Origin of the sequence: Streptomyces sp. SudanB25_2051, from assembly GCF_964272635.1 — a bacterium.
Classification (GTDB): Bacteria; Actinomycetota; Actinomycetes; order Streptomycetales; family Streptomycetaceae; genus Streptomyces.
In genome coordinates this window covers 85681-108440 of sequence record NZ_OZ186787.1, presented here as the reverse complement: position 1 = coordinate 108440, position 22760 = coordinate 85681, and the positions used below count along the sequence as shown (strand labels likewise).

Here is a 22760-nt window from a genome sequence, read left to right as displayed (position 1 = left end):
TGTGCCCCCCTGCACCGGTCGTCGAGTCCGCAGCGGGAACGATCGTGCCAGACCGGCCGGGGGAGGAGCGGCCGGGCCGTCCGTGCGCACGCCGTATGAGGGGGCGCGCGGCGGGTAGACGGGCGGCATGCCTGAGTCAGCCGAGAAAGCGGTCGCGGTGGTGGTCGAGGAAGCGATGAACGTACGTGAGGAGTGGGGGGATGCGGTGGCGGAGGCGGTCGGAGGGGCCCGCGGCGGCCTGTCGGCGGTAGCGGCGGGCGGCGCCTGCGGTCTGCTCGCGGCGCTGACGGCGCACACCGCGCTCCAGGAGCGCCTGGCCCGCGCGTGGACGCCGGAGGCCGCCGCGGCCGCGCTCGCCCTGACGTACGCCACGGGCGCCACGGCGCTCATCCGCTACGGAAAGGGCAGGCTGCGCCGGGCGCGTGCGGCGTCCCGCGAGGTGCTGGAGGTGTCCCGCGACGCGGTGGCGCGCACGGCGGACGAGCTCGCGCGAGGCTGAGCGGCGTCCGCGCCGCGTCTTTCGGGGAGATCCTCCGCCCCTCGCCGAGCGCGCCGTCGTCCGTCTCGGTCCGACACCGTCGCCTGCCGCACACCGATGCCGGTACGCGGCCCGGCGTGGGGGCCCGCCGGTACACGACGCACACGGACGCCTCCCCGGCCGAGCCGGTGGAGGCGTCCGTCGTGTGTGCGGTGCGCGGGGGCGTCAGCCGTGCCCGCGGTGCTGACGAAGGGTCAGACGGGCGTCACCGACGGGAGGCCGGCTGTGCGCCCGGCGCCGGCGGGTGGCCGTCCGTCCGGCGCGGTGCCGGCGGTGGGTCAGCGGACCCAGACGTCGATGACCGGGGAGACGGCCCGGCGGTGGCTGTCGACCATGCGCAGCTTGTTGTGGCCCTTCATGCCGAGCATGACGCGCATGTTGTACATGGAGCGGGAGTTGGTGTTCATCGAGGCGGGGAGGGTGCGCCAGCCGTGGCCGGACAGCTTCTGCTGGAGGGTGACGCGGCTGCCGGCGGGCACGCCCTTGGCGACGCCGCGGATGCGGAACTGCTGCCAGGCGCGCACGGTCTTCATGGACGCCGTGGCCGAGCCGGCGGCCGGGGCGGAAGCCGCCGGCTTGTGCCGGGCGGGGGACGGCGAGGCGACGGCGACCGCCGCGCCGACCGAGCCGGCGACCACGGCCGCGGCGGCGATACCGGCACCCCAAATACGTACGGACTGACGCATGCTGTGTCTCCCAGGTGAAGAAGAGGGGGGAACGCTTCACCGGAAACGTAAGCGCATCAGTCCATAACCGGATTATTCGACACGAGCAAATCGGGCGGTGTACCCCGTCCAGCCGTGCGGCCCGCTCCCGGGCGCCCGCCACCCCGGGAAGGTGGCGGGCGCTCTGCCGCCCCCGGCACGTGCCCCGGGTGAACGGCGCGAGGCGCGGTCCGCTGGGCGGCCGGGGGCGGGCGGTGTCAGGCGTGGGCGCGCAGGGCGGCGATCGTCCACTCCATGGCCGGGGCCTGCGGCGGCATGGGCGGACGGCCGTTGAGGACGCCCAGCAGCTGCCAGTACCGCTCGACCCGGCGGTCGGTGAACGTGTCCAGCGTGTCGGCCAGCCGCAGCCGCTCGGCCGACGGCATGTCCCGGTCGACGATGCGGTTCAGGATCTCCGCGCCCTCGGGGGACTCCGGGGACACGCCGTCCCGGACGGCCGGTGCGGCGTGCTCGGCGACCCGCTGCGGGTCGACCGCCGGCGGTTCGCCCGCCGACCGCGCGCCGGCCACCGCCATCTCGCGGGTCCGCCGGCGGAACTCCTCGTCACCGAGCAGTTCGACCAGCCCCACCCATGCCTCCTCCTGTTCCGGCGTGGGGTCGTCCGGCAGGTGCGCCGGCAACGTCCGCATGGCCTGGGCGATATGGGCCCCGGGCCCGTCCGTGCCGGTGCCCTCGAAGGTCTCCCGTACGTACTCGTCCAGGATGCGCTGCCGCTCCTCGGCGGTCATCCGGGCCAGCTCGTGCATCAGTCTCATCTCCTTGGTCGTGCTTCCCTGACGAGCGACGCGCCGCAGCACCGCGCGCCGCACCTGCAGCGTGCGGATCTCCGCCTCCACGGCACGCAGATGCGTCGTCGCCACGTCACGCACGGTGGTCTGGCCGCGCAGCACCCGGCGTACGGCGTCCAGGTCCAGGCCCAGCTCGCGCAGGGTCCGCACCAGGTCGAGGCGGGCGGCCGCCGCCTCGTCGTACAGCCGGTATCCGCCCGCCGACCGCCCGGCCGGCGCGAGGACGCCGGAGTCGGACCAGAAGCGGATCGTGCGCACCGGCAGGCCGGTGCGGCGGGCGAGCTCACCGATGGTGAACAGCTCCGTTTCGTCGCTCACGGGGACAACCCTCAACCCTCCAGTCGGTGGAGACTCAAGCCCATTCTCGAACGCCTTCGCCGGGACGGCCGGCAGGGGCGGCGCAGAGGCCGGGGGACAGGGGGCGAACGATCAGTCTGACGTTCCATCAGCCGCGGGGCCTTGACCTCAAGTCCGGTTGAGGGGGCACTGTCGAGCCATGACGACACACGACGTTGACGACCCGGTCCTGCTGTTCCGCAACACCATGCGGATCAACGACGGGCAACTGGAGGAATTCCGCGCCGCCATCGACCGGGCCGTGGAGTTCGCGCGGCGGCACGGCCCGCAGACGATGGTGCAGACGTTCGTGGACGAGGAGCGGATGCTCGCCCACAGCTTCCAGCTGTACCGGGACTCCGACGCCGTCCGCGCGCACTGGAAGCTCGCCGACCCCTACATCCAGGACGTCATGGCGCACTGCCGCGTCGAGCGCTTCGAGGTCTTCGGCCGGCCCGACGCCGACGTGGTCGCGGGGCTGCGCGAGGCGCTCGGCGAACAGTGCCCGCTCACGTTCCCCGAGCGCGTCGCCGGCTTCACCCGCCTCCCGGCGGCGCACCCACGCTCGTGAGCGCCCCGCCGGTGAGTGGCGTGCGCCGGCCCGCCGACCGCGCGCCGCGCCCGGCCGGTGAGCCCCGCGCGCCGCGCCCGGCCGGTGAGCCCGGCACACCGCGCCCCGCCGCGTACGAGCCGCCGCTACCGCGGCAGTTCGACCGCGATGTGCCCGGACAGGGCGCGCAGGAAGTCGGGCGCGTCGAACGCCCGGCCCGCGGAGGCCACGCCGACCGCCCGGGTCCGCCCCGTCAGGACGCGCTCGACGGCCTCCACCGCGAGCGGCGCGCTCACGGCGTAGATGTCCCGCCCGCGCGCCACCGCGCGCCGCTCGACGCCCCCGGACCGTACGACGACGTCCACCACGAACGTCTGCGCCGACCGCCCGTGCTCGTCGACCGCGGCCGGAGCCGGAGTGTCGGGGGAGGCGAGCTCCCCCGCCGCCTCCCGCGTCATGTACGTACGCACCTCCGGGACGGGCAGGTGGCTCGGCACCGTCACCACGTCGGCCATCGTGAACCCCCCGATGACCGCACGGGTGCCCATCGGCTCGGGGAACGGCCACTCCAGGACCGGCAGCGCGTCGTCGTGGTACTCCAGCCGCCCGTTGGTGTAGCGGACGCGGCGACCGCCCCGCCGCCGCTGCGAGACACCGCCCGCCGCGCGCGTCCCGGCGGTCGGGTGCCAGCCGCTCAGCCCGTACGCGATGTGCGCCTCGTCGGCCTCCGCCCAGTCGTCGCCCATCGCCGCCGTGACCAGCAGGTCGCCGAGGCCCCCGTAGAACGCCATCGCGGGGACGACCAGCGTGTCCGCGGCGCGGGCGCGGTCGGCGAAGTGCGTGAACGTGTCGACGTTCGCCTCGATCTCGGCGGCCACGTCCACATACGGGACACCGGCCCGCAGCGCGGCCTCGATCACGGGGGCCGCGGTCGTCGCGAAGGGCCCGGCACAGTTGATCACGGCGGCCGTGCCCGCCAGCGCCCGGTCGAGCGACACCGCGTCGTCCACCGACGCCGGCCGCACCCCGAGCCCGCCCGCGGAATCCGCCAGCTCCTTCAGACGTCCGGCGTCCCGCCCGGACAGCACCGGCACGAAGCCGCGCTCCCGCAGCGCCGCCACCACGAACCGGCCCGTGTGCCCGTACGCCCCGTACACCACGACCCTCTGCCCCGACTCCATGACCTCTCCCTGCTCCTGACCGGCTACGAGGAACATCCTGTCGACGGCCCGCCCCCGCCACGAGTGTCCGGAACGACATGCCCCGTACAATTACGGACATGGGATCAGTCGCGCTGGCCGTCACCGACGGGATGCTGCACTTCGAACTCTCCATCGCCTACGAGGTGTTCGCCTCCGCCCCGGCGGGCGTCCCGGTCGCCTGGTACGACCTCGCGGTGTGCGCGCCGCACGCCGTACGGGCCGGCATGTTCCTCCTGGAGCCCGACGCCGGGCTCGACCGGCTGGCCCGCGCCGACACGGTGATCGTCCCCGGCTGGGCGGACATCGACGCGGACCCGCCCGCCGAACTGGTCGACGCGGTACGGGCGGCGTACGACGCGGGCGCCCGCGTGGCGTCCCTCTGCACGGGAGCGTTCGTCCTCGCGGCCGCGGGCCTCCTGGACGGCGCCCGCGCCACCACCCACTGGGCGCACACCGGGGCCCTCGCCGCCCGCCACCCGCGGGTGGAGGTCGACCCGGACGTGTTGTACGTGGACAACGGCAGGGTGCTCACCTCCGCGGGCAAGGCCGCCGCACTCGACCTGTGCCTGCACCTGGTGCGCCTCGACTACGGCTCGTCGGTCGCCAACGCCGTCGCCCGCCGCCTGGTCGTACCGCCGCACCGCTCGGGCGGGCAGGCCCAGTTCGTGTCCGCTCCGGTGCCGGACAGGTCCGACCATCCGCTCGCCGCGCTCCTCCCGTGGGCGCTGGAGCGCCTCGACCAGCCGCTCACCGTCGAGGACCTGGCGCGTCAGGCGCGGATGAGCTCGCGCCACCTGGGCCGCCACTTCCGCGCGGCGACGGGCACGACCCCGCTGCAATGGCTGCTGACCCAGCGCATCCGCCGCGCCCAGGAGCTGCTGGAGACCACCGACGGCAGCGTCGACGCCATCGCGGAGGCCACCGGCATGGGCACCGCCGCGACCCTGCGCCGCCACTTCAACCGCACCGTGGGCGTGCCACCGGACACCTACCGCCGCACCTTCCGCTCCCGCCCGCACCCCGGCACCTGAACCGCCCCGGCCCGCACCGCCCGTGCGGCCGGCAGTGGCTCCCCGCGCGGGCGCGGCTCTGGGATCATGCGGCATGCGCGCAGACGACTGGCACCTCACCGGCGACCTCGACGACTTCCTCACCCGGGCGGGGGACTTCCTGCGCTCCCGCCCCGCCCTGCACAACACGGCGCTCACGGACCTCGAGAAGCTGCGCGCGGGCCTGACGCCCGCGCAGGGCGGCACCGACGCGACCCTCTTCGGCCTGCTGGAGACGGAAGGCGGGCCGCGCGCCGCGTGCTACCGCACTCCGCGCGGCCGCCTGGGCCTCACGCCGCTCTCCGGCGAGCAGGCCGCCGCCCTCGCCGCCCGTCTGGCCGGGCTCGGCCACCTGCCCGCACAGGTCATCGCGGACCACGAGACCGCGACCGCCTTCGCGGAAGCCTGGCGGCGGCGCACCGGCGCGGCACCGGTGCCGTTCTGGCGGACGCACCTCTACCGCCTGGGCACGCTCACCCCGCCGCGGCCCGCCCCGGAGGGCCGCGGCCGGGTCGCGGGGGAGGGGGACCGCGGGCATGTCGTGCGCTGGTGCCGCGAGTTCTGCGTCGACGTCAGGGAGCAGGCCTCCATCGACGCCATCGACGCCGGCTCCTTCGCGGGCACGCGCTTCGGGGACAAGCACTTCACGTACTGGGAGAGCACGGACGGCCTGCCCGTCTCCATGGCGGGCTCGACGACGATGGTCGGCGGCATGGTCCGGGTGGACCCCGTCTACACCCCGGCCGCCCTCAGGGGCCGAGGCTACGCGGGCGCCGTGACAGCCGAGGTGAGTAGCGCCGCGCTCGCGGCGGGCGCCACGGACGTCGTGCTCTACGCGGACCCCGCCAACCCCACCAGCAACGCCCTCTACCAGCGCCTCGGGTACGTCCGCATCGCCGACTTCACGGGTTACGCGTTCTCGTACGACGCGCCGATGGGACTGTAGGCCTCACCACGGCTACGGGCCGTACCGCCGGGCGCCCCGCTCCCGTACGGGAAAACCACGGGCGCGCGGCGGCGGGCGCGGGAGACCATGAGGACCATGCGCTCCACCGGCTGGCATGTCACCGAAGACGTCGAAGAATTCCTCGCCCGGGCGGGGGACTTCCTGCGCGCGCGTCCCGCTCCGCACACCGTCGCGCTCACGGTCAGCGAGGCGCTGCGGACGAGCGGTCCGCGCGCGTACGGCCCGCAAGCCCCCGTCTTCGGCTGGCTGGAGCGCGCCGGGGAGGTCCACGGGGCCTTCTTCCGCACCCCGCCCCGCCGTGTCAACATCACCCCCCTCACCCCCGAGGACGCCGACGCGCTGGCCGCGGACCTGGCGGGCGCCGGCCATCCGCTGCCCGGCGTCATCGCCCCCCACGACACCGCCACCGCCTTCGCGGAAGGCTGGCGGCGCCACACCGGGGCCACGCCGAGGCTCCACGAGCGGGAGCGCCTGTACCGCCTCGGCACCCTCACCCCACCCGACCCGCTCCCCGAGGGCCGCAGCCGCGTCGCGGACGAACAGGACCGCGAGCGACTCATGCGGTGGCACACCGAGTTCGCGGCGGCCATCGGTTCGTCCACCCCCGCAGACCCCGGCGCGTGGGCCGACACGCGCATCGCCGAAGGGCGCGTCACCCTCTGGGAGACCCCGGACGGCACCCCCGTCTCCATGGCGGGCAGGACCCCGCTGGTCGCGGGCCAGATCAGGGTGGCCCCCGTCTACACGCCCGCCCACCTGCGCGGCCGGGGCTACGCGGGGGCGGCGACGGCCGAGGCGAGCCGCGCCGCCCTGGCGGCGGGCGCGGCGCAGGTCCTGCTCTTCACGAACCTGGCCAACCCCACGAGCAACGCCCTCTACCAGCGCATCGGCTACCGCCCGGTCATGGACTTCGCGGTGTACGACTTCTAGCCCCTCGTGAGCGTGGCCGGGACGGGGTCATGCCGCGTCGGCCTCGTCGTCCGGGCGGGGGACGGGGCGGGCACCGCAGGTGCTCGGTGGTGCCGTGGGCGTCGGGGGCTTGTGGGTGGCGGGCGCCGGACGGCTCAGCGCCCGTGAGACACGGAGCAGTTCGGCGATCTCGCTGTCCAGGTCCGCGCCCGGCGGGCCCGCCGGTGCCGGCAGGGCGGGCTTCTGCCGGGGCGGGAGGCCGGCGCGTCGGCGGTCCACGGCCGTCCTGATCGCCGTGGCCGCGGCGATGGCCCTCACCCCCGCCGCGTCCAGACCCGCCCTCCCGGCCGCTTCCGCTTCCGCCGCCACGGCGGCCTCGTCGGCGTAGGGGAGGAGGGCGAGCTGACCGTCCCTGATCTCGATGACGCGGCGGTAGAGACGGAACTCCAGTTCGCCCAGTTTCAGCACGTCGTGGATTCTGCGGCGCGGCGGGAAGAGCGCGATCTCCGGCACGGCGCGGTGCATGGTCGCCCACAGCCGGTACAGGCGGTGGTAGCGCAGCAGGTTCGCCCGCCAGCGGTTCGCGAGGGACAGCCGCGGGCCCCAGCCGGGGAAGGTGAAGCCGAGCATGGTGAGCAGGGAGCCGGTGTTCCCGAACACCCAGGAGATCTCGTCCCGGTGCGAGAAGTCGAAACCGAGGCGCGGCCCGCAGAGATTCACGATCCTGATCGCGCTGTAGCCCAGCGTGAGCCACGCGCCCACGGCGAGGAAACGCAGACCGCGCCGGAGGTAGACGTTCTCCGTCGCCCTCGCGTGCCGCCACGCCGTGCGGGCGATGATGACCTCACCGGTCGTGTAGACGGAGATGTAGAGCACCAGATAGGCGAAATAGTACGGGGAATGCCCGTAGTAGACGCTGAAGTCCCTCGGCCGCTGGACCGACGGGTCGAGGCAGGTGAACAGGACCGCCATCGCGGTCAGCACCAGACCGCACACGGCCATCCGGCGGCGGGCCCTCCGCCGGGCCTCGGCGGGCGGGTGCGTCCAGTACTGGAGGGCGATCTGCTGGCCGAAGACCAGGCACGTCACACTGCTCATGGCGAGCAGCGCGGAGATGTTGGGAACCCCGAACAGGCCGTCCACGCGCACCCATACGGCGGGCACCAGCAGGGTGAAGGACGTCGCCGAGAGACCGAAGCAGGCGCACAGGTACCGCAGCGCCGGGTCGTCCCTGTCGCGCCACAGCGCGTGCAGCATGTAGCAGAAGCTGACACCGGCGGCCACGGCGCAGAACGCGTGCAGGGTCTGTATCACGACGCAGTCCGTCGGCTCCGCAGGAGCGTCCTCTCGACCCGTCTGATCACATCCAGAACGGGGCCGTCGGAATGCGCGGGCGCTTTCCCGCGCCGCTTCGACCGGTACATCAGGAGGGACGCGATGGTTTCCGCCTCCTGCTCCTCCACCGCGTCATAGCGCGTGCGGTGCAGCAGCCGGGTGACCATCTCCGGAGCCAGATTGGGCATCAACAGGGCAGTGATGTCGGCGAATTCGTCGGAGCAGCGGTGATCGCACAGAATGTGTCCCAGTTCGTGCGCGATCACATGCTCCTTGTGTAACCGGGTGGCCCGGCTGTCGTGGAATATGTAATCGACCCGCCCCGTCGATATCCACACCCCGCTGGGCGACCCCGCCGGGAAGGTGATCTCCTCCAGCACGATGGGGCGCCCGGTGTGCGCGCTGACTCTCCGGCACAGTTCGTCGATGGGGAGCTGCTCGGACACGCCGATTCGGCGGACCACCTCTTCGCACCGCAGACGCAGGTTCATTCCAGATCTTCCTCGGGGGGTGTGCGCGAGTCCTCCGAAGCACCGCCCGCCCGCCCGGCCAGACCTTCCAGATCCCTGATCCGCTCGATGATGTCGCTGATCGACTGGAGGCTCTCGGACGACAGTCCGGCCGCCCGCAGCGCGATCCGCTGCACGTTCGCGTCGCGGAGGGACACCAGCAGTTCGAGCTCGGCGTCGACCGCCCGGGTCACCTGGTCGTCGAAGAAGTAGGCGGGCGGTACACCGAAGAACTTCGCGAGGGCGCTGATGTGACGCAGCGTCGGGTTGTTCCGCTGCCCGTTGCGGAGCAACCAGATGTAACTGCTGGAGATCGAGACCCCGCCGGCCGTGATCGCCCGGGCCACCTCGTCCGTGCTGTAGGGGCCACGCCCTGCCGGGACCACGGTCCGGAAGAGGTGGTTCAGCCGGTCGGCGAAGGTGGGGGCGGCCTCGGCTGCTGGATCGGTCATGGTTCCCACTCTCTCGCCTCGATCCTTCCGGCGGTCAGCATAGCTCTCCACCAGTGTGGAGATGATCATGGTCTGGCTCTTACCTCAGTTGACACCACAACTCGGCCCGACCTAGCGTGTGATCACAGGTGGTCACGTGCCCGACGGGACGTGAGGCCACCGCGGAGACGAGAAGGGGGAATCGTCGTTGAGCCGTCGCCACCCGAAACCCGCACGCCGCAGAGGCTGTCCGTCCACACGGGTGTGACCGACCCGGCGGACTCCTCCCACGCCACCCGTACCGGGGTTTCCGACCCCCCGGTACGTCCTCTCCACCACCGCCGAACGGGCCCCGACCCGGCCGCCTGACCAGCGGCACGCCCGTATCGGCACCTCACCCGCCCCACCCCTCCCACCTCCCTGCGCACCGGCGCCGTCCCGCCCTCCTGACCCGTACCCCGGAGCCAGGTGCCGGGACCACCGTCCGGGACCCCCCGACCGCCGTGAGGAACGCCATGCCCGGAATACCGCGGATCGACCCCTACCCCCTGCCGGCCCCCGGAGAGCTGCCCGCCAACACCGTCGCCTGGACGGCCGAACCCGACAGGGCCGTACTCCTCGTCCACGACATGCAGCGCTACTTCCTCGCCCCGTTACCCACCGGCCTGCGACAGGCCCTCGTGACCCAGGCCGCGGAACTGCGCGAGCGCTGCGCCGCCCTCGGCGTCCCCGTCGCCTACACCGCCCAGCCCGGCGGCATGACCGAGCAGCAGCGCGGCCTCCTCAAGGACTTCTGGGGCCCCGGAATGCGCCCCGCGCCCGCCGACCGCCTCATCGTCGACGAACTCGCCCCCGCCGAAGGCGACTGGCAGCTCACCAAATGGCGCTACAGCGCCTTCTTCAACTCCCCTCTGCTCCAACTGCTCCGCGACAGCGGACGCGACCAGCTGATCCTGTGCGGCGTCTACGCCCACGTGGGCGTCCTGATGACCGCCGTCGAGGCGTTCACCCACGACATCCAGCCCTTCCTGGTCGCCGACGCCGTCGCGGACTTCTCCCGGCACCACCACGATCTGGCGCTCACCTACACCGCCGAGCGCTGCGGCAAGGTCGTCACGGCGAAGGAGCTCTTCGCCTGACGCCCGCGCGCGGCCGCACCGGGCCGGGGCGGCGCCCCCACCGCGTACGCCCTCCGGGCACCCCCGCGCCCGAGGCGTGACGCTCCCGCCGGCGGGAGACCCCGGCGAGCCCGGCACGCCTCGGCACGCGAGCCCACCCGCACGCGGCCCCCGCACCACCCTCCCCGCACGCGGCTCCCGCAAGCCGCGGGCCCTGAGCACCCGCAAGCCGTCCCCGAAACACCCGCACGAAGTCGCCGTCAGAACCACCAGCCCACGGCCTCCGCGAGAAGTCCGGCGGCAGGCACGACCGAGGAAGAGGACGCCCCGTGAAAGTCGACGACATCCACCTCGCCGGCATCGGCACGTACGTGCCGTCTCCCACGCCCGTCGAAGAGGCCGTGCGCCAGGGCTGGTTCGAGGCCGGCGCCGCGGAGGACTCCGGCCTCGTCTCCGTCGCCGTCGAAGCCGCCCTGCCCGCCCGCATGGCCGTCGAGGCCGCGCGCCAGGCCGTCGACCAGGCCGGGCACCGCCCCGGCGACTACGCCGCCCTCCTGCACAGCGGCGTCTTCTACCAGGGGCCCGAGAGCTGGTCCGCACCCCACTACGTGCTCCACCGGACGCTGAACCAGCCCGTCACCGCGTTCGCCGTCGGCCACGGATGCCTCTCCGTGCTCACCTCACTGCACCTGGCCGCCAACCTGCTGCGTGCCGGTTCCGACGGCGAGGCGGTCCTGATCACCGCGGCGGACAACTTCTCCACACCGCTGGTCGACCGCTGGCACGACTCCGAGCACGCCGTCTACGCGGACAGCGGCGCCGCCCTCGTGGTGTCCGCCCGCGGCGGCTTCGCCCGGCTGAAGGCCGTCGGTTCGCGGTCCGTTCCCGAACTGGAGGGCGTCCACCGCGGCGACGAACCCCTCTTCCCGCCCGCCCGCCACGCCGACCGCCCCCTCCACGTCGGCCCCCGGCTGCGCGCGTGGGGCGAACGGCCGGGCGCCGGCGCGCAGGACATGATCGACGCGGTCAACCGGTACGGCGAGCTCGTCGCCGAAGTCGCCGAGCGGACGATCGCCGAGGCCGGCGTCACCCGGGACGACATCACCCGCGTCGCCCACACCGGGTTCAACGAGGACCCCCTGCACGCGCTGCTGCTCGACCCGCTCGGCGTCTCCGCCAAGGCCGGCACCTGGGACTACCTCAGGACCATCGGCCACGCCAGCGTCGGCGACCACGTCCTGGGCCTCGCCCACCTGTGGCGCACCGGCCAGGTCGGCCCCGGGGACCACGTCCTGCTCGTGGGCGCCACCGAGGGCATGGAAGCGGGCTGCGCCGTCGTCCAGATCACCGAACCCTGCCCGCCCGGCCAGGCGGCCCTGTACGAGTGACCCGGTGGCGGGAGCGGTCGGGCCGGCGGTGAGCGGTACACCGCCGGACCGTCCCGCCCTGCGGTGACGGCACGGCGCGGGGCTGCGTGGGGCGGCGTGGCGCGGCGTGGCGCGGCGCGGCGCGGGGCGGCGTGGTGCGGGGCTGCGTGGTGCGGTGGGGCGCGCTGTGGTGCGTCCACCGGGCGTCGCCCCGCCCACCTCGCGCCCCGTCCGCCCGTCCGCCCCGCGCCACCGCCGGGCACCCCAGCGCACCGCGTCATCCGGCCCCGTTCCCATCCGCCACCGCACCGCCCGGCCCCGCGCTCGGGGCTCTGCCGATCGCGGGGCATCGCGCCGCGCGACCACCACCGCCCCCCGCCCCGGACCGACCCGACCCACGCCGAACCGCGGTACGTCGCCGTACCGCCCGACCCCGCAGAGGACCTGATCCGTGATGCCCGGACAGCCGGGAGACACCACCGCCCCCTGGCCCCTGGTGGACCGGGACGCGGCCCTGACGCGCGTCGGGACGCTCGTCGCGCACGGCCGGGGGGTCCTGGTCACCGGACCGCCGGGCACCGGCAGGACCCGCCTGCTGCGCGAGGCTCTCGCCCGGCTGCGGCCCGCCGACACGGTGACCGGCCACCGTGAACTTTCCGCGCTGCTGGGGCAGTACGGCGTCAGCCCCCGCCTCCTCGCCATCGACGACGTGCACGCCTTGGACGGCGCGTCCGCCGGGCGGCTGGCCGCCCTGGTTTGCCGGGGCCGCGTCCAGCTGCTTGCCACCGCGCCGTCCGGCACGCCGCTGCCCGAGCCTTTGGCCGCCCTGTGCGGCGAGGGCACGGTCCGCACGGTGGAGACCGCCCCGTTCGACCTGGGCGGCACCGCCCGCGCGATGCGGGCCCGGCTGGGCAGCCAGGTCGCCACCGACACGGCCGCCCGCCTGTACGAACTCACCGGCGGCAACCCGCTGCTGCTCACCGAACTGGTCGAGGCGTCCGCCCTCGACGGCACCCTCCGCCCCGCGCGGGGCCTGTGGCAGTGGCGGGGCCCCGCCGAGCGCCCCGCCGCCCGGGTCGCCGAAGCCGTACGGAGGCTGCTGGGGCCGCTGGACGACGAGGAGCGGGAGCTGACCGCCCTCCTCGCGCTGGGCGGGCCACTGCCCGACGACCTGCCCCCGCTCGCCCGGCTCGCGGACGCCGCCGCACGGCTGCACCGCCGCCGCGTCGTGGTCGCCGAACCCGTCGGCCACGGCACCCGGCTGCGCCTCCGACAGCCGCTGTGCGGGCAGTTCGTACTCGCCGAGCTGGCCCCGCGGACGGCCCACGCCCTGCGCCTGCGCCTCGCCGACGCGCTGGAGGCGTCCTGCGGGCCCCACCCGGCCGGCGCCACCGGGCTCCTCACCACCGCCCTGCGCGTCGACGCGGGCCGGACCCCGCACCCCGACCGCCTGCGCACGGCGGCCGAAGCCGCCCTCACCCGCTACGACTTCGCCACCGCCGAACGGTACGCCCGCCTCGCCATCGGCGACCCGCCCAGACCGCAGAAGGCCCGCACGGCGGCGAGAACCCCCCGGCCCGTGCGCACCGCGCAGGACCGGACCGGCCGGAAGCCGGACGCCGCGTCCGCCGTGCTGCTCGGCCGCGCCCTGTCGGGGCAGGCACGCGGCGCGGACGCCGAGGCGGTGTTCGCCGCCCTGGACGTCCACTGCCCCGACGTACTCGCCGCGCGCGTACGCAACCTGGCGTGGGGCCTGCGCCGCGCCGACGCCGCGGCCGCCCTCGCGGAGCGGTTGCCCGGCGGCCCCGGCCACGCCCTGCGCGCCGCCGTCGCCCTGCTGCGGGACCGGCTCGCGGAGGCCGCCGACACCGGTGAGGCCGCCCTGCGCGAGCCGTCCGCCGCCTCGGCCGCCCTGTCCTGCGTGCCCGTCGCGGCGTTCGCGCGCGCCGAGACGGACGGCAGCACCGCCGCGCTCGCCCTGCTGCGGCGCTGCGGCCGGCTGGAGGGCCGGCGCGAGGACGACCGGCACACCCACCTGGCGGTCGGCGCGCACATCGCCGTAGACGCCGGAGATGACCACGGCGCCCGCCTCCACCTGGACCGGATGCGCCGCACCGACGCGCCCGACGACACCTGCCGCAGGCTCCGCGCCGACGTCACCGAGGCCCGCCTCCACCGGGCCCGTGGCCGCATGCCCGAGGCGGTCGCCCTGCTGCGGCGCGCGGCGGCGGTCCGGGACGGCCAGGACTGGTTCACCACCCGGCCCTGGACACTCGCCCAGCTCGCCGGGGCCCTCGCCGAAGGCGGCGACACCACCGAGGCGGTACGCACCCTCATCGAGGTCCGCCTCGCCGCACGCCACGCGCCGCGCTACCCGCTCGCGGACGACGCCGTCGCCCTGGAGGAGGCCCTGGTCCTCGGCAGGGCCGGCGACGTGCCGGGGGCCTTGCGCCGCGCCGACGAGGTGGCCCGGCGCGCCGCCGCAGCCGGGCGGAACGCCACGGCCCTGTCCGCGCTGCACCTGACGGCGCGGCTCGGCCGGCCCGCCGCCGCGGCCGAACGCCTCGCCCGCCTCGCGCCCGTCGCATGCCCGCTGGGCGAGCTGCGGGCCGAGCACATCCGCGCCCTCGCCGGCGGGGACGCCGCGCGCCTCGACCACCTCGCGGACCGGTTCGCCGCGCACGGGCGGTTCCCGCTCGCCGCGGAGGCCGCGAGCCAGGCGCACCGGCTGTGGCGGGACGCGGGACGGCACCGGCCCGCCCGGTCCTCCCTCGCCGCGTGCCGCGACCACCTCGCCCTGACGCGCGGGGCCGCACTGCCCGGATGGGCCGCCCTCCCCGGCCCGGCAGCACCCGAGGACCGCCCCGGACTGACGCCGCGCGAACACGAGGTGGCGGTCCTGGCCGCGTCGGGCCTGAAGAACACCGAGATCGCGCGGCGCCTGACGGTCTCCGTCCGCACCGTGGAGAACCATCTGCACCGGGTGTACGGCAAACTCGGCGTCACCTCCCGGTCGGGCCTGAACGCGCACGTCGAGACCGGGGCGCGGGACGCTCAGCTGGTGGGGGAGTAGAGCGCGGCGAGCCCGGCCACGGCACGGGCGACCGCCTCGACGGCCTCGGGCGGTTCCAGCACCTCCACGTCCGTGCCGAACTGGAGCAGCTGGCAGGCGGCGGCGGGCACCGGATAGTCCAGCTCGACCACCAGCCACGCGTCCTCGTCCCCGCCCGCCGACCGCACGTCCTCGTCCTCCGGCCGCACGGCTCCGTCCCCGTCCCCCTCCCCGGTCCCGTCCCCCGGCCGCACGTCCTTGTCCGCCGACCGCACGCTCCCGTCCCCGGCCGCCGCGCCCGCCGGGTCGTCGCCTTCCTCGGGTTCCGGTACGACCGCCGAGCGCCGCTCCTCCCCGTGCACCCTCAGGAGGTGGGCGCGGGCGATCCGCCGCAGCATGTCCAGGCGGTGCCGCCGCACCCGGGCCCGCACGACGATCCCGGGCCCGGGCGCCTCCACCCGCCGCCGCAGCTCCTGCCACACCTCGGCCAGCTCCACCCCGTCGCGGCGCCGCACCGGTTCGGGGGTGACGGCGACGCCGCTCAGCCGGTCGGCCCGGAACAGCCGGGGCCGCCCCGCCCGGTCGGCGACCAGGTACCAGACCCCGGCCTTGGAGACGAGCCCGTACGGATCGACGGTGTACGTGTTCACCGCGGACCGGCCGCTGTGCCGGTAGGCGATGCGCAGCCGGCGGTCGGCGAGGACCGCCTCGTGCAGCGCGTCCAGGCACGTCTCCTCCCGCTGCCCGCCGTGCCAGCCCTCCGGGTCGATCAGCAGGCGCCGGCTCGTCAGCTCGGCGGCGGGCCGGTGCGGCGCCGGAAGCGCGGCCATCATCTTCCGCAGCGCCGAGCCCAGCGCCCGGTCCAGCCCGAGCGCGGAGTGCGCGCTCTGCCCGACGAGGACGAACAGCGCCCGCGCCTCGTCGCGGGTCAGCCCCGTCATGTCCGTACGGAACCCCGGAAGGAGCCGCACCCCGCCGTACCGGCCGCGCTCCGCGTACACGGGGACCCCCGCGGCCGACAGCGCCTCCACGTCGCGGTAGACGGTGCGCACCGACACCTCCAGCCGCTCCGCCAGCTCCGTCGCGGGGACGCGGTCGCGCTGCTGGAGCAGCAGCAGGATCGAGAGCAGCCGGTCGAACTTCACCCCCCGAGTCTTTCCCATACCTGACGGCGGGTGTCAGGTTTCGGCCGCAGGATGACGGGCGCACCGTCCGAACGACCAACGGAGAAATCTGTGAAGCACGCCGACATCCAGCCGCTCGCCTCCCTCGTCGAGGGGCCGGTCCTCCTGCCCGGCGACGACGGGTACGACGACGAGCGTTCCGGAGCCAACCTCGCCGTGCGGCACGAGCCCGACCTCATCGTCGGGGCGGCGCGCGCGGAGGACGTCCAGGCGGCCGTCCGCTTCGCCGCGGAGCGCGGCCTGCCCGTCGCGGTCCAGGGCACCGGGCACGGTTTCGCCGCCGCCGCGCGGGGCGGGCTGCTCGTCACCACCCGCCGCATGACCGGCGTCGAGGTGGACCCGGAAAGGCGCACGGTGACGGTCGGGGCGGGCGTCCGCTTCGAGCAGGTGATCCCCGCCGCGGCGGCGCACGGGCTGGCGCCGCTCAACGGCTCGGCGCCCCACGTCGGCGTCGTCTCCTACGTCCTCGGCGGCGGCGTGGGCCTGCTCGTACGCACCCACGGGTACGCCGCGGACCGGGTGCGGAGCCTGGACCTGGTCACCGCGGACGGGGAGCTGCGCACGGTCACCCCGGCCGGTGACCCCGACCTGTACTGGGCCGTCGTCGGCGGCCGGGACAACTTCGGCATCGTGACCCGGCTGGAAATGGACCTCGTCGAGGTGGCCCGCGTGTACGGCGGCGGCTTCTTCTACGACGCCGAGGCGGCCCCCGGCCTGCTGGGCGCGTACGTGCGGTGGGCCGACTCCACGCCCCGCGAGATGAACTCCTCCGTCGCGCTGATCCCCATGCCCGACGACCCCGAGGTGCCCGAGCCGATGCGCGGCCGCCACGTCTACCACGTGCGGATCGCCTACACCGGCGACCCGGAGGAGGGCGCCCGGCTGGTCGCGCCGCTCCGGGAGGCCGGGCCCGTCCTGATGGAGATGCTGCGGGACATGCCGTACACGGAGAGCGGCTCCATCCACGACGAGCCGCCCGTCCCCGTCCCGTTCCAGCGGGAGACGGCCCTGCTGCGCGAGGTCGGCGACGACGTGGTGAGCACCCTTCTGGAGCACGCGGGCCCGCAGGCTCCCGTGCCGTGCGTCATCGAGCTGCGGCACCTCGGCGGCGCGCTGGCCGAGGCGCCCCGCCACCCCAACTCGGTGGTCCACACGGACGCCCCGTACCTGCTGTCCGTGGTCACGCTGCTGTTCGGGATCTCCGCGGACGACACGCGCCCGGTGTACGACAAGCTCTTCGAGGCGCTGGCGCCCGTCACGACCGGCGCGAGCCTCAACTTCCTCGGGCACGGCGCGAACGCCGGCGCCGAGCGGGTGCGCGCCGCCTACGACCCGGCCGACCTGCGGCGGCTCTCCGAGCTGAAGGCCGTCCACGACCCCCGGAACCTCTTCCGCCACAACTACAACATCGTCCCGGCCGACGGCGGCCCGGCCGCCGCGAAGTGACGGGGAGCCGGACATGACCCGTCCTCCCGCCTCCTCCGCGACACCCCGTGCCGCCGGGCACCCTGGCGGGGGCGGTGCGGCGAGCGCGATGCGCCGCGTCCTCGCCCTGGACGCGGTCGGCATGGCCGTCGTCGGCGTCGCCTACCTCGCCGCCGCGGCGCCGCTGGGCCGGTTGCTGGGGCCCGGTACGTTCACGGTGGCGGCCGTGGGCGCGGCGATGCTGGTCCTGGGAGCCGGCACCGCCGTGGTGGCACGGCTCGACCCGCCGCCCGCGGCGGCCGTGCGCGGCGTCATCGCCTGCGGGGCCCTGTGGATCGCGCTGAGCCTCGCGGCGCTGGCCTTCGGCTGGCTGGACCTCACCACGGCCGGTGTGGTGTGGACCTGGCTGCAGATCGCCCCGGTCGCGGTGTTCGCGTCCTGGCAGACGCTCACCCTGCGGAAGTACCGCCCCACCGGCACCGCGGAGTAGCCGGGCTCCAGGGAGAGTCGGCCGGTACCGCGAGCGAACCCACTCCTGAGAGCCGGCCGGCCGCGAGCGAAGCCACTCGGCGAAGCCGGCCGGCTCCCGCGAGCGAACCGACTCGCGGGAGCCGGCCGGTACCGGCGGACCGGGCCGGGAGCTGCGAGTCGGCAGCCGGGGTCCCGAAGGCCGGGGGCGCGGACCGCTCGGGCCCGCGCCCATCCCGGAGCGGTGACGCCACGCGGCACGGTCGTACCGCTCCCGAGGAGCCGGGTCCCTGGGACCCGGCTCCTCCCACGCGACCGCGAGGCCCGGACGTCCGGCTCCGGGGAGGCCGCCGCGCGACCGCGCTCCTGCGCACACCGCCATGACCAGGAGAACCGACGCTCAGCGGATTCCGGGCGGCGTCACGAGACGTGGTGGTATCGACCGGGCCGCGAGCAGTCGGCCCCGCTGCGGTACCGGCGGGCGGGCCCGCCCCGCGGCCACGCGCGCCCCGCGGCGCGGTCCGGCACGCGGCGGCCCCGCCGCTCAGCCGGACTGCGCGGCCGGCATCGACGCCGCGAGGTCCACGAACGCCTGTCCGGCCGGGCTCATCGCCCGCTCCGCCGACCAGGCCAGCGCGATCCGCGCCCTGAGCGGAGGATCGACGATCTCCACGCCCCGCGTCCGGCCCCCGTGCCCCCGCGCGAACGGCGCCGGTAGCACCGCCGCCCCCAGCCCCCGCTCCGCCAGCTGCACGAGCCGGTGCGGGTCCGCCGCCTCCATCGCGACGCGCAGCCCGATGCCCTCCCGCTCGCACGCCTCCTCCAGCGTGGCCCGCAGCCCGGTGCCGCGCGGCAGGCAGATCAGCGGCCGCTCGCACAGCTCCGCCAGCGTCACCGAATCCCCGGCGGCCAGCGGGTCCTCCGGCGGCACCGCGGCCACCACCGGCTCGTCCACCACCACCCGGTGGTGCAGCCCCTGCGGCGCCTGCGAGCCCATGCCGATCAGCGCGACATCCAGCTCACCGGCCCGCAACCCCGCCGCGAGCCGGTCCGAGGACGTCTCCGACAGCTGTATCTCCACCTCCGGGTAGTGGAGGTGGAAGTCCGCCAGCAGATCGGCCACCGGCACCGACGAACACGAGGTGACGATCCCCGCCGACAGCCGGCCGCGCACCAGGCCGGCCAGCTCGTCCAACGCCACCCTGCCCCCCGACACCGCCGCCAGCGCCGACCGGACGTACGGCAGGAACACCGCGCCCGCCTGCGTCGGCCGCACACCGGGACCCGACCGGTCCAGCAGCCGCTGCCCCAACTCCTGCTCCAGGCGGCGGATGTGGGCGCTCACCCCCGGCTGGGCCACATGCAGCCGCGCGGCCGCCCTGGTGAAACTCCGCTCCTCGACCACCGCGAGGAAGTACTCCAGCTGGCGCAGCTCCATAACCATGCATTCTAGGCGCCAACCGATCACCGTATTGGACCGGCCGGACCCCCCGCGACCAGGATGGCCAAGCCCGACCAGCAGGCGACACACCGTCAGATCGACTGTTCCTGGGGGAAATTGATGGACGCACCGAAGCGCCAGGCCCGTGGCCCGGCGGACGCCGCCGGCCTGGAGCGCCTCGTCTCCGAGCTGTGGTGCGAGGCGCTCGGACTGCCCGAGGTCAACCCGTCGGACAACTTCTTCGACCTGGGCGGACACTCCCTGCTGGCCCACTCCGTACGCGACGCCCTGCACACCCGCCTCGGCCGGGACGTCCCCCTGATCGACCTGTTCCAGCACCCCACGGTCCGCGACCTCGCCGCCCACCTCGCCGCCACGGCCGAGGGCGGCGGCTCCCGGCCCGGCCCGGCGGCGGGACGCCGGGCCGGGACCGGCACCGGGCACGGACGGCGCACGGCCGCGCCGTTCCCCGGCGGGCCCCGAGGCGGCGAGGAGGACGAGGAATGGTGACGTACGAGGACGACGCCACCGCCCGCGAGGCGGTCGCCGTCATCGGCATGGCCTGCCGCTTCCCCGGCGCGCCCGACCCGGAGACGTTCTGGCGGAACCTGGCCGCCGGCGTCGAGTCCCTCACCCGCCGCGACCCCGAGCCCGTCCCCGGCAGCCGCGCGGACGGCACCACCGAGTGGTACACGCCCGCACGGGGCCTGCTCGACGACCCCGAGTGGTTCGACGCCCGCCACTTCGGCTACGCGCCCCGCGAAGCGCGCCTCATCAGCCCGCAGCACCGCCTCTTCCTCGAATGCGCGGCCGACGCGCTGGAGAGCGCGGGCCAGGACCCGTCCCGCAGCCCGCTCGTCTTCGGAGTCTTCGGCGGCGGCACCGACATCGGCTACGCGCAGACCCTGCGGGAGCACCGCGCCGAACTGCCGTCGGTCACCGACTGGGAGATCCTCCTCGGCTCCGCGCCCGACTACCTCGTCTCCCGTGTCGCGTACAAGCTCGGCCTGACCGGCCCGGCCGTCACCGTGCAGACCGCCTGCTCGACCGCCCTGGTCGCGGTGCACACGGCCGTACGCTCCCTGCTGGCGGGGGAGTGCGACGTCGCGCTCGCCGGCGCGGCGGCCGTGCACGTGCCGGCGAAGGAGAGCCAGTACACACCCGGCGGGATCATCTCCGCCCGCGGCGAGTGCCGCGCGTTCGACGCCTCGGCCGACGGGACCGTCGGCGGCGACGGGGTCGGCGTGGTCGTGCTCAAGCGGCTCGCGGACGCGCACGCCGACGGAGACCACGTCCTCGCCGTGGTCCGCGGCACCGCCGTCAACAACGACGGCGCCCACCGCGTCGGCTACACCGCCCCGAGCGTGGCCGGGCAGGCGGCGGTCATCCGCGCGGCCCAGCTCGCCGCCGGCGTCGACGCGGGGACCATCGGCTACGTCGAGGCCCACGGCACGGCGACCCCGGTCGGCGACCCCATCGAACTCACCGCCCTCACCGAGGCGTTCCGCCAGGACACCGACCGCACCGGCTACTGCTGGATCGGCTCGGTGAAGACCAACATCGGCCACACCGACGCCGCGGCCGGAGCGGCGGGCCTCATCAAGACCGTCCTCGCGCTCCAGCACGGCCACATCCCGCCGAGCCTCCACTTCGACACCCCGAACCCGCAGTTCGACTTCGACGCGAGCCCCTTCCGCGTCGCCGCGCGGCCCACCCCGTGGCCGGCCGACGGCGGGCCGCGCCGGGCGGGAGTCAGCGCCTTCGGCATCGGCGGCACCAACGCCCACGTCGTCCTGGAGGAGGCACCCCCGCCGCCGCCCTCCGCACCCGCCGACGACCGCCCGGCGCACCTCCTGGTGCTCTCCGCCGACACCCCGACCGCGCTGGACGCGACGGCGCGGCGGCTCGCCGGCCGGATACGCGCCGACCGCCCGGACGGCGCCGGACTCGCCGACATCGCCTGGACGCTGCAGACCGGCCGCCGCGAACGCGCCCGCCGCGCCTACGCCGTGGTGCGCGACGCGGACGACGCCGTCGCGGTCCTGGAGGGCCGCGACGCCGCACGGCTGGTCACCACCGAGGGCCGGCCCGGCCCCCGCGCGACCGCGTTCCTGTTCTCCGGCGGAGCGGGCCTCGCCCCGAACCCGGAGCGCTACCGCGCCGAACCCGCGTACCGCGAGGCCGTGGACGCCTGCCGCGCCGCCGCCGGACTCACCGGCGACGCCCGCGACGACCTCCTCGGCGCCGGGCCCGGCACCGCCCCGGAGAGGGCCCGCCTGGCCGCCTTCACCCACGAGTACGCCCGCGCCATGACCTGGATACGCTGCGGCGTCCGCCCGGACACCGTGCTCGGCGCGGGCACCGGCGCGCTGATCGCCGCCGCCGTCGCCAAGGTCCTGACCGTCGAGGACGCCGTACGCCTCCTGCTCGACCATGCCCACGTCCTGCCCGGCACCCCGCCCGCCACGCCCGGCCGGACGGCGTCCGAACAGGACGCCGACGGCGCGGCGGACACCGACGAGGCCGTCACCGCGCTCGCCGCCGCCCTGGCCGGCGTACCGCTCGGAACGCCGCGCGTGCCCGTGCTCTCCGCCGCGCACGGCCGGCCCCTCACCGACGAGGAGGCGGCCGACCCCGCCCAGTGGGCGCGCGCCGCCCTGGCGCGACGCGCGGACGAGGCCCTGTCCGCCCTGCTCGGCGGAGCGACGCGGACCCTGCTGGACGCCTCCGCCGACGGGCGGCTGCTCGCCGCGGCCCGCACCCGCCCCGAACACACCGACGAGCACCTGTTGCTCCCGGCGCCCGCACCGGCGGCCGGCGGCGACCCCGACGGGCCGGCCGCCGCCCTCGACACCCTCGGGCGGCTCTGGCTCGGCGGCGCCTCCGTGCGCTGGCGCCGCGTCCACGGCGGAACCCGCAGGACCGTACCGCTGCCCACCTACCCCTACGAGCGGGAACGCCACCTGGTCGGGCCCTCCGAGCGCCCCGCCGCCCCGCCCACCGGACGGGAACAGCACGCGCACGGCGAACGCGCCGGGACCGCACCGCGCCCCGAGGACACCGCCCGCGGCCACGAGAGCCCCGCCCCACCCCAGGCCCCCGACGAGGGCACGCCCGAGGTGCTGCCCACCCTCATGGGCCTCTACGCCGAGATCCTCGGCCTGCCCGAGGTGACCGCCACCGACAACTTCTTCGACCTCGGAGGCGACTCCCTCGTCGCGGCCCGCCTCACCGAACGCATCCGCGAGGTGTTCCCCGTCGACGTCGACGTCCTGAGCGTCTTCGAGGCACCCGAACCCGCCGAACTCGCCGCCACCGTCGAAGAACTGCTGGCCTCATGACCCGCCCGGAACCACCCGCCCCGAC

20 protein-coding genes are annotated in these 22760 nt (G+C 75.5%); 12 read left to right on the top strand and 8 right to left on the bottom strand.

All coding sequences use genetic code 11. The annotated features are described in order from the left end of the window. Positions 1-127: 127 nt before the first annotated feature. Positions 128-499, top strand: a complete 372-nt coding sequence (locus tag ACSUPT_RS00495; RefSeq protein WP_351965164.1) for a hypothetical protein — start codon at positions 128-130, stop codon at positions 497-499. A 317-nt stretch (positions 500-816) separates the two neighbouring features. Here ACSUPT_RS00495 and ACSUPT_RS00490 read toward each other — a convergent pair whose 3' ends face one another. Next, on the bottom strand, positions 817-1224 hold the full coding sequence (locus ACSUPT_RS00490; protein ID WP_361661679.1) for a hypothetical protein: 408 nt from the start codon (positions 1222-1224) through the stop codon (positions 817-819). A 236-nt stretch (positions 1225-1460) separates the two neighbouring features. Then, on the bottom strand, positions 1461-2369 hold the full coding sequence (locus ACSUPT_RS00485; protein WP_351965162.1) for a MerR family transcriptional regulator: 909 nt from the start codon (positions 2367-2369) through the stop codon (positions 1461-1463). 178 nt (positions 2370-2547) lie between these two features. On the opposite strand from ACSUPT_RS00485, the gene ACSUPT_RS00480 reads away from it, so the two are divergent. Further along, a complete protein-coding gene (locus tag ACSUPT_RS00480) occupies positions 2548-2958 on the top strand; it encodes a hypothetical protein (RefSeq protein WP_436943145.1) in 411 nt (136 codons plus the stop codon). Between the two features lie 125 nt (positions 2959-3083). Here the strand turns inward: ACSUPT_RS00480 and ACSUPT_RS00475 are convergent, their stop codons facing one another. Further along, a complete protein-coding gene (locus ACSUPT_RS00475) occupies positions 3084-4118 on the bottom strand; it encodes a saccharopine dehydrogenase family protein (RefSeq protein WP_436943144.1) in 1035 nt (344 codons plus the stop codon). 98 nt (positions 4119-4216) lie between these two features. Between ACSUPT_RS00475 and ACSUPT_RS00470 the strand changes: the two genes are divergently transcribed. The 3 genes from ACSUPT_RS00470 (at position 4217) to ACSUPT_RS00460 (ending at position 7085) form a co-directional block, all read left to right on the top strand. After that, the gene (locus ACSUPT_RS00470) at positions 4217-5170 is read left to right on the top strand and encodes a helix-turn-helix domain-containing protein (protein ID WP_436943142.1); all 954 of its coding nucleotides are present in this window, start codon (positions 4217-4219) and stop codon (positions 5168-5170) included. A 73-nt stretch (positions 5171-5243) separates the two neighbouring features. Next, the gene (locus tag ACSUPT_RS00465; RefSeq protein ID WP_436943141.1) at positions 5244-6134 is read left to right on the top strand and encodes a GNAT family N-acetyltransferase; all 891 of its coding nucleotides are present in this window, start codon (positions 5244-5246) and stop codon (positions 6132-6134) included. A 96-nt stretch (positions 6135-6230) separates the two neighbouring features. Continuing rightward, complete coding sequence (locus ACSUPT_RS00460; RefSeq protein ID WP_436943140.1) at positions 6231-7085, top strand: GNAT family N-acetyltransferase; 855 nt, start codon at positions 6231-6233, stop codon at positions 7083-7085. Positions 7086-7112: 27 nt separating this feature from the next. On the opposite strand, the gene ACSUPT_RS00455 is transcribed toward ACSUPT_RS00460, so the two are convergent. The 3 genes from ACSUPT_RS00455 to ACSUPT_RS00445 are packed head-to-tail and all read right to left on the bottom strand — an operon-like array spanning position 7113 to position 9360. Beyond that, a complete protein-coding gene (locus ACSUPT_RS00455) occupies positions 7113-8378 on the bottom strand; it encodes an MAB_1171c family putative transporter (protein WP_436943139.1) in 1266 nt (421 codons plus the stop codon). Next, a complete protein-coding gene (locus ACSUPT_RS00450; RefSeq protein WP_351965156.1) occupies positions 8375-8890 on the bottom strand; it encodes an ImmA/IrrE family metallo-endopeptidase in 516 nt (171 codons plus the stop codon). The genes ACSUPT_RS00455 and ACSUPT_RS00450 overlap by 4 nt, the downstream gene beginning before the upstream one ends. Continuing rightward, complete coding sequence (locus ACSUPT_RS00445; protein ID WP_351965155.1) at positions 8887-9360, bottom strand: helix-turn-helix domain-containing protein; 474 nt, start codon at positions 9358-9360, stop codon at positions 8887-8889. Before ACSUPT_RS00445 ends, ACSUPT_RS00450 begins: the two co-directional genes overlap by 4 nt. A 494-nt stretch (positions 9361-9854) precedes the next feature. Here ACSUPT_RS00445 and ACSUPT_RS00440 point away from each other — a divergent pair, with 494 nt between their 5' ends. From ACSUPT_RS00440 to ACSUPT_RS00430, 3 genes are all read left to right on the top strand, one after another. Then, positions 9855-10478 (top strand): isochorismatase family protein, encoded by a 624-nt coding sequence (locus tag ACSUPT_RS00440; protein WP_399219989.1) that lies wholly within the window; start codon positions 9855-9857, stop codon positions 10476-10478. A gap of 308 nt (positions 10479-10786) precedes the next feature. After that, the gene (locus ACSUPT_RS00435) at positions 10787-11845 is read left to right on the top strand and encodes a ketoacyl-ACP synthase III family protein (protein WP_436943136.1); all 1059 of its coding nucleotides are present in this window, start codon (positions 10787-10789) and stop codon (positions 11843-11845) included. Between the two features lie 433 nt (positions 11846-12278). Then, on the top strand, positions 12279-14897 hold the full coding sequence (locus tag ACSUPT_RS00430; protein ID WP_436943134.1) for a LuxR C-terminal-related transcriptional regulator: 2619 nt from the start codon (positions 12279-12281) through the stop codon (positions 14895-14897). Here the strand turns inward: ACSUPT_RS00430 and ACSUPT_RS00425 are convergent. After that, complete coding sequence (locus tag ACSUPT_RS00425) at positions 14879-16021, bottom strand: helix-turn-helix transcriptional regulator (RefSeq protein ID WP_436943133.1); 1143 nt, start codon at positions 16019-16021, stop codon at positions 14879-14881. The two genes, ACSUPT_RS00430 and ACSUPT_RS00425, sit on opposite strands and share 19 nt — an antisense overlap. Before the next feature lie 90 nt (positions 16022-16111). On the opposite strand from ACSUPT_RS00425, the gene ACSUPT_RS00420 reads away from it, so the two are divergent. Both ACSUPT_RS00420 and ACSUPT_RS00415 read left to right on the top strand, forming a co-directional pair. Beyond that, positions 16112-17506 (top strand): FAD-binding oxidoreductase, encoded by a 1395-nt coding sequence (locus ACSUPT_RS00420; protein ID WP_436943131.1) that lies wholly within the window; start codon positions 16112-16114, stop codon positions 17504-17506. 13 nt (positions 17507-17519) lie between these two features. Beyond that, the gene (locus ACSUPT_RS00415; RefSeq protein ID WP_361661642.1) at positions 17520-17975 is read left to right on the top strand and encodes a hypothetical protein; all 456 of its coding nucleotides are present in this window, start codon (positions 17520-17522) and stop codon (positions 17973-17975) included. A gap of 522 nt (positions 17976-18497) precedes the next feature. Here the strand turns inward: ACSUPT_RS00415 and ACSUPT_RS00410 are convergent. Beyond that, entirely contained in the window at positions 18498-19391 is an 894-nt protein-coding gene (locus ACSUPT_RS00410) for a LysR substrate-binding domain-containing protein (protein ID WP_365727267.1), read from the bottom strand. A 123-nt stretch (positions 19392-19514) separates the two neighbouring features. On the opposite strand from ACSUPT_RS00410, the gene ACSUPT_RS00405 reads away from it, so the two are divergent. Continuing rightward, complete coding sequence (locus tag ACSUPT_RS00405) at positions 19515-19904, top strand: acyl carrier protein (RefSeq protein ID WP_351965143.1); 390 nt, start codon at positions 19515-19517, stop codon at positions 19902-19904. Continuing rightward, complete coding sequence (locus ACSUPT_RS00400) at positions 19898-22735, top strand: type I polyketide synthase (protein WP_436943129.1); 2838 nt, start codon at positions 19898-19900, stop codon at positions 22733-22735. The genes ACSUPT_RS00405 and ACSUPT_RS00400 overlap by 7 nt, the downstream gene beginning before the upstream one ends. Positions 22736-22760: the final 25 nt, after the last annotated feature.

What these genes read in the sequence shown, in the direction of transcription:
- ACSUPT_RS00495 (WP_351965164.1), top strand. Translation starts at nt 128, where the DNA reads ATGCCTGAGTCAGCCGAGAAAGCGGTCGCGGTGGTGGTCGAGGAAGCG.
- ACSUPT_RS00490 (WP_361661679.1), bottom strand. Translation starts at nt 1,224, where the DNA reads ATGCGTCAGTCCGTACGTATTTGGGGTGCCGGTATCGCCGCCGCGGCC.
- ACSUPT_RS00480 (WP_436943145.1), top strand. Translation starts at nt 2,548, where the DNA reads ATGACGACACACGACGTTGACGACCCGGTCCTGCTGTTCCGCAACACC.
- ACSUPT_RS00475 (WP_436943144.1), bottom strand. Translation starts at nt 4,118, where the DNA reads ATGGAGTCGGGGCAGAGGGTCGTGGTGTACGGGGCGTACGGGCACACG.
- ACSUPT_RS00470 (WP_436943142.1), top strand. Translation starts at nt 4,217, where the DNA reads ATGGGATCAGTCGCGCTGGCCGTCACCGACGGGATGCTGCACTTCGAA.
- ACSUPT_RS00465 (WP_436943141.1), top strand. Translation starts at nt 5,244, where the DNA reads ATGCGCGCAGACGACTGGCACCTCACCGGCGACCTCGACGACTTCCTC.
- ACSUPT_RS00460 (WP_436943140.1), top strand. Translation starts at nt 6,231, where the DNA reads ATGCGCTCCACCGGCTGGCATGTCACCGAAGACGTCGAAGAATTCCTC.
- ACSUPT_RS00450 (WP_351965156.1), bottom strand. Translation starts at nt 8,890, where the DNA reads ATGAACCTGCGTCTGCGGTGCGAAGAGGTGGTCCGCCGAATCGGCGTG.
- ACSUPT_RS00445 (WP_351965155.1), bottom strand. Translation starts at nt 9,360, where the DNA reads ATGACCGATCCAGCAGCCGAGGCCGCCCCCACCTTCGCCGACCGGCTG.
- ACSUPT_RS00440 (WP_399219989.1), top strand. Translation starts at nt 9,855, where the DNA reads ATGCCCGGAATACCGCGGATCGACCCCTACCCCCTGCCGGCCCCCGGA.
- ACSUPT_RS00430 (WP_436943134.1), top strand. Translation starts at nt 12,279, where the DNA reads ATGCCCGGACAGCCGGGAGACACCACCGCCCCCTGGCCCCTGGTGGAC.
- ACSUPT_RS00415 (WP_361661642.1), top strand. Translation starts at nt 17,520, where the DNA reads ATGACCCGTCCTCCCGCCTCCTCCGCGACACCCCGTGCCGCCGGGCAC.
- ACSUPT_RS00410 (WP_365727267.1), bottom strand. Translation starts at nt 19,391, where the DNA reads ATGGAGCTGCGCCAGCTGGAGTACTTCCTCGCGGTGGTCGAGGAGCGG.
- ACSUPT_RS00405 (WP_351965143.1), top strand. Translation starts at nt 19,515, where the DNA reads ATGGACGCACCGAAGCGCCAGGCCCGTGGCCCGGCGGACGCCGCCGGC.
- ACSUPT_RS00400 (WP_436943129.1), top strand. Translation starts at nt 19,898, where the DNA reads ATGGTGACGTACGAGGACGACGCCACCGCCCGCGAGGCGGTCGCCGTC.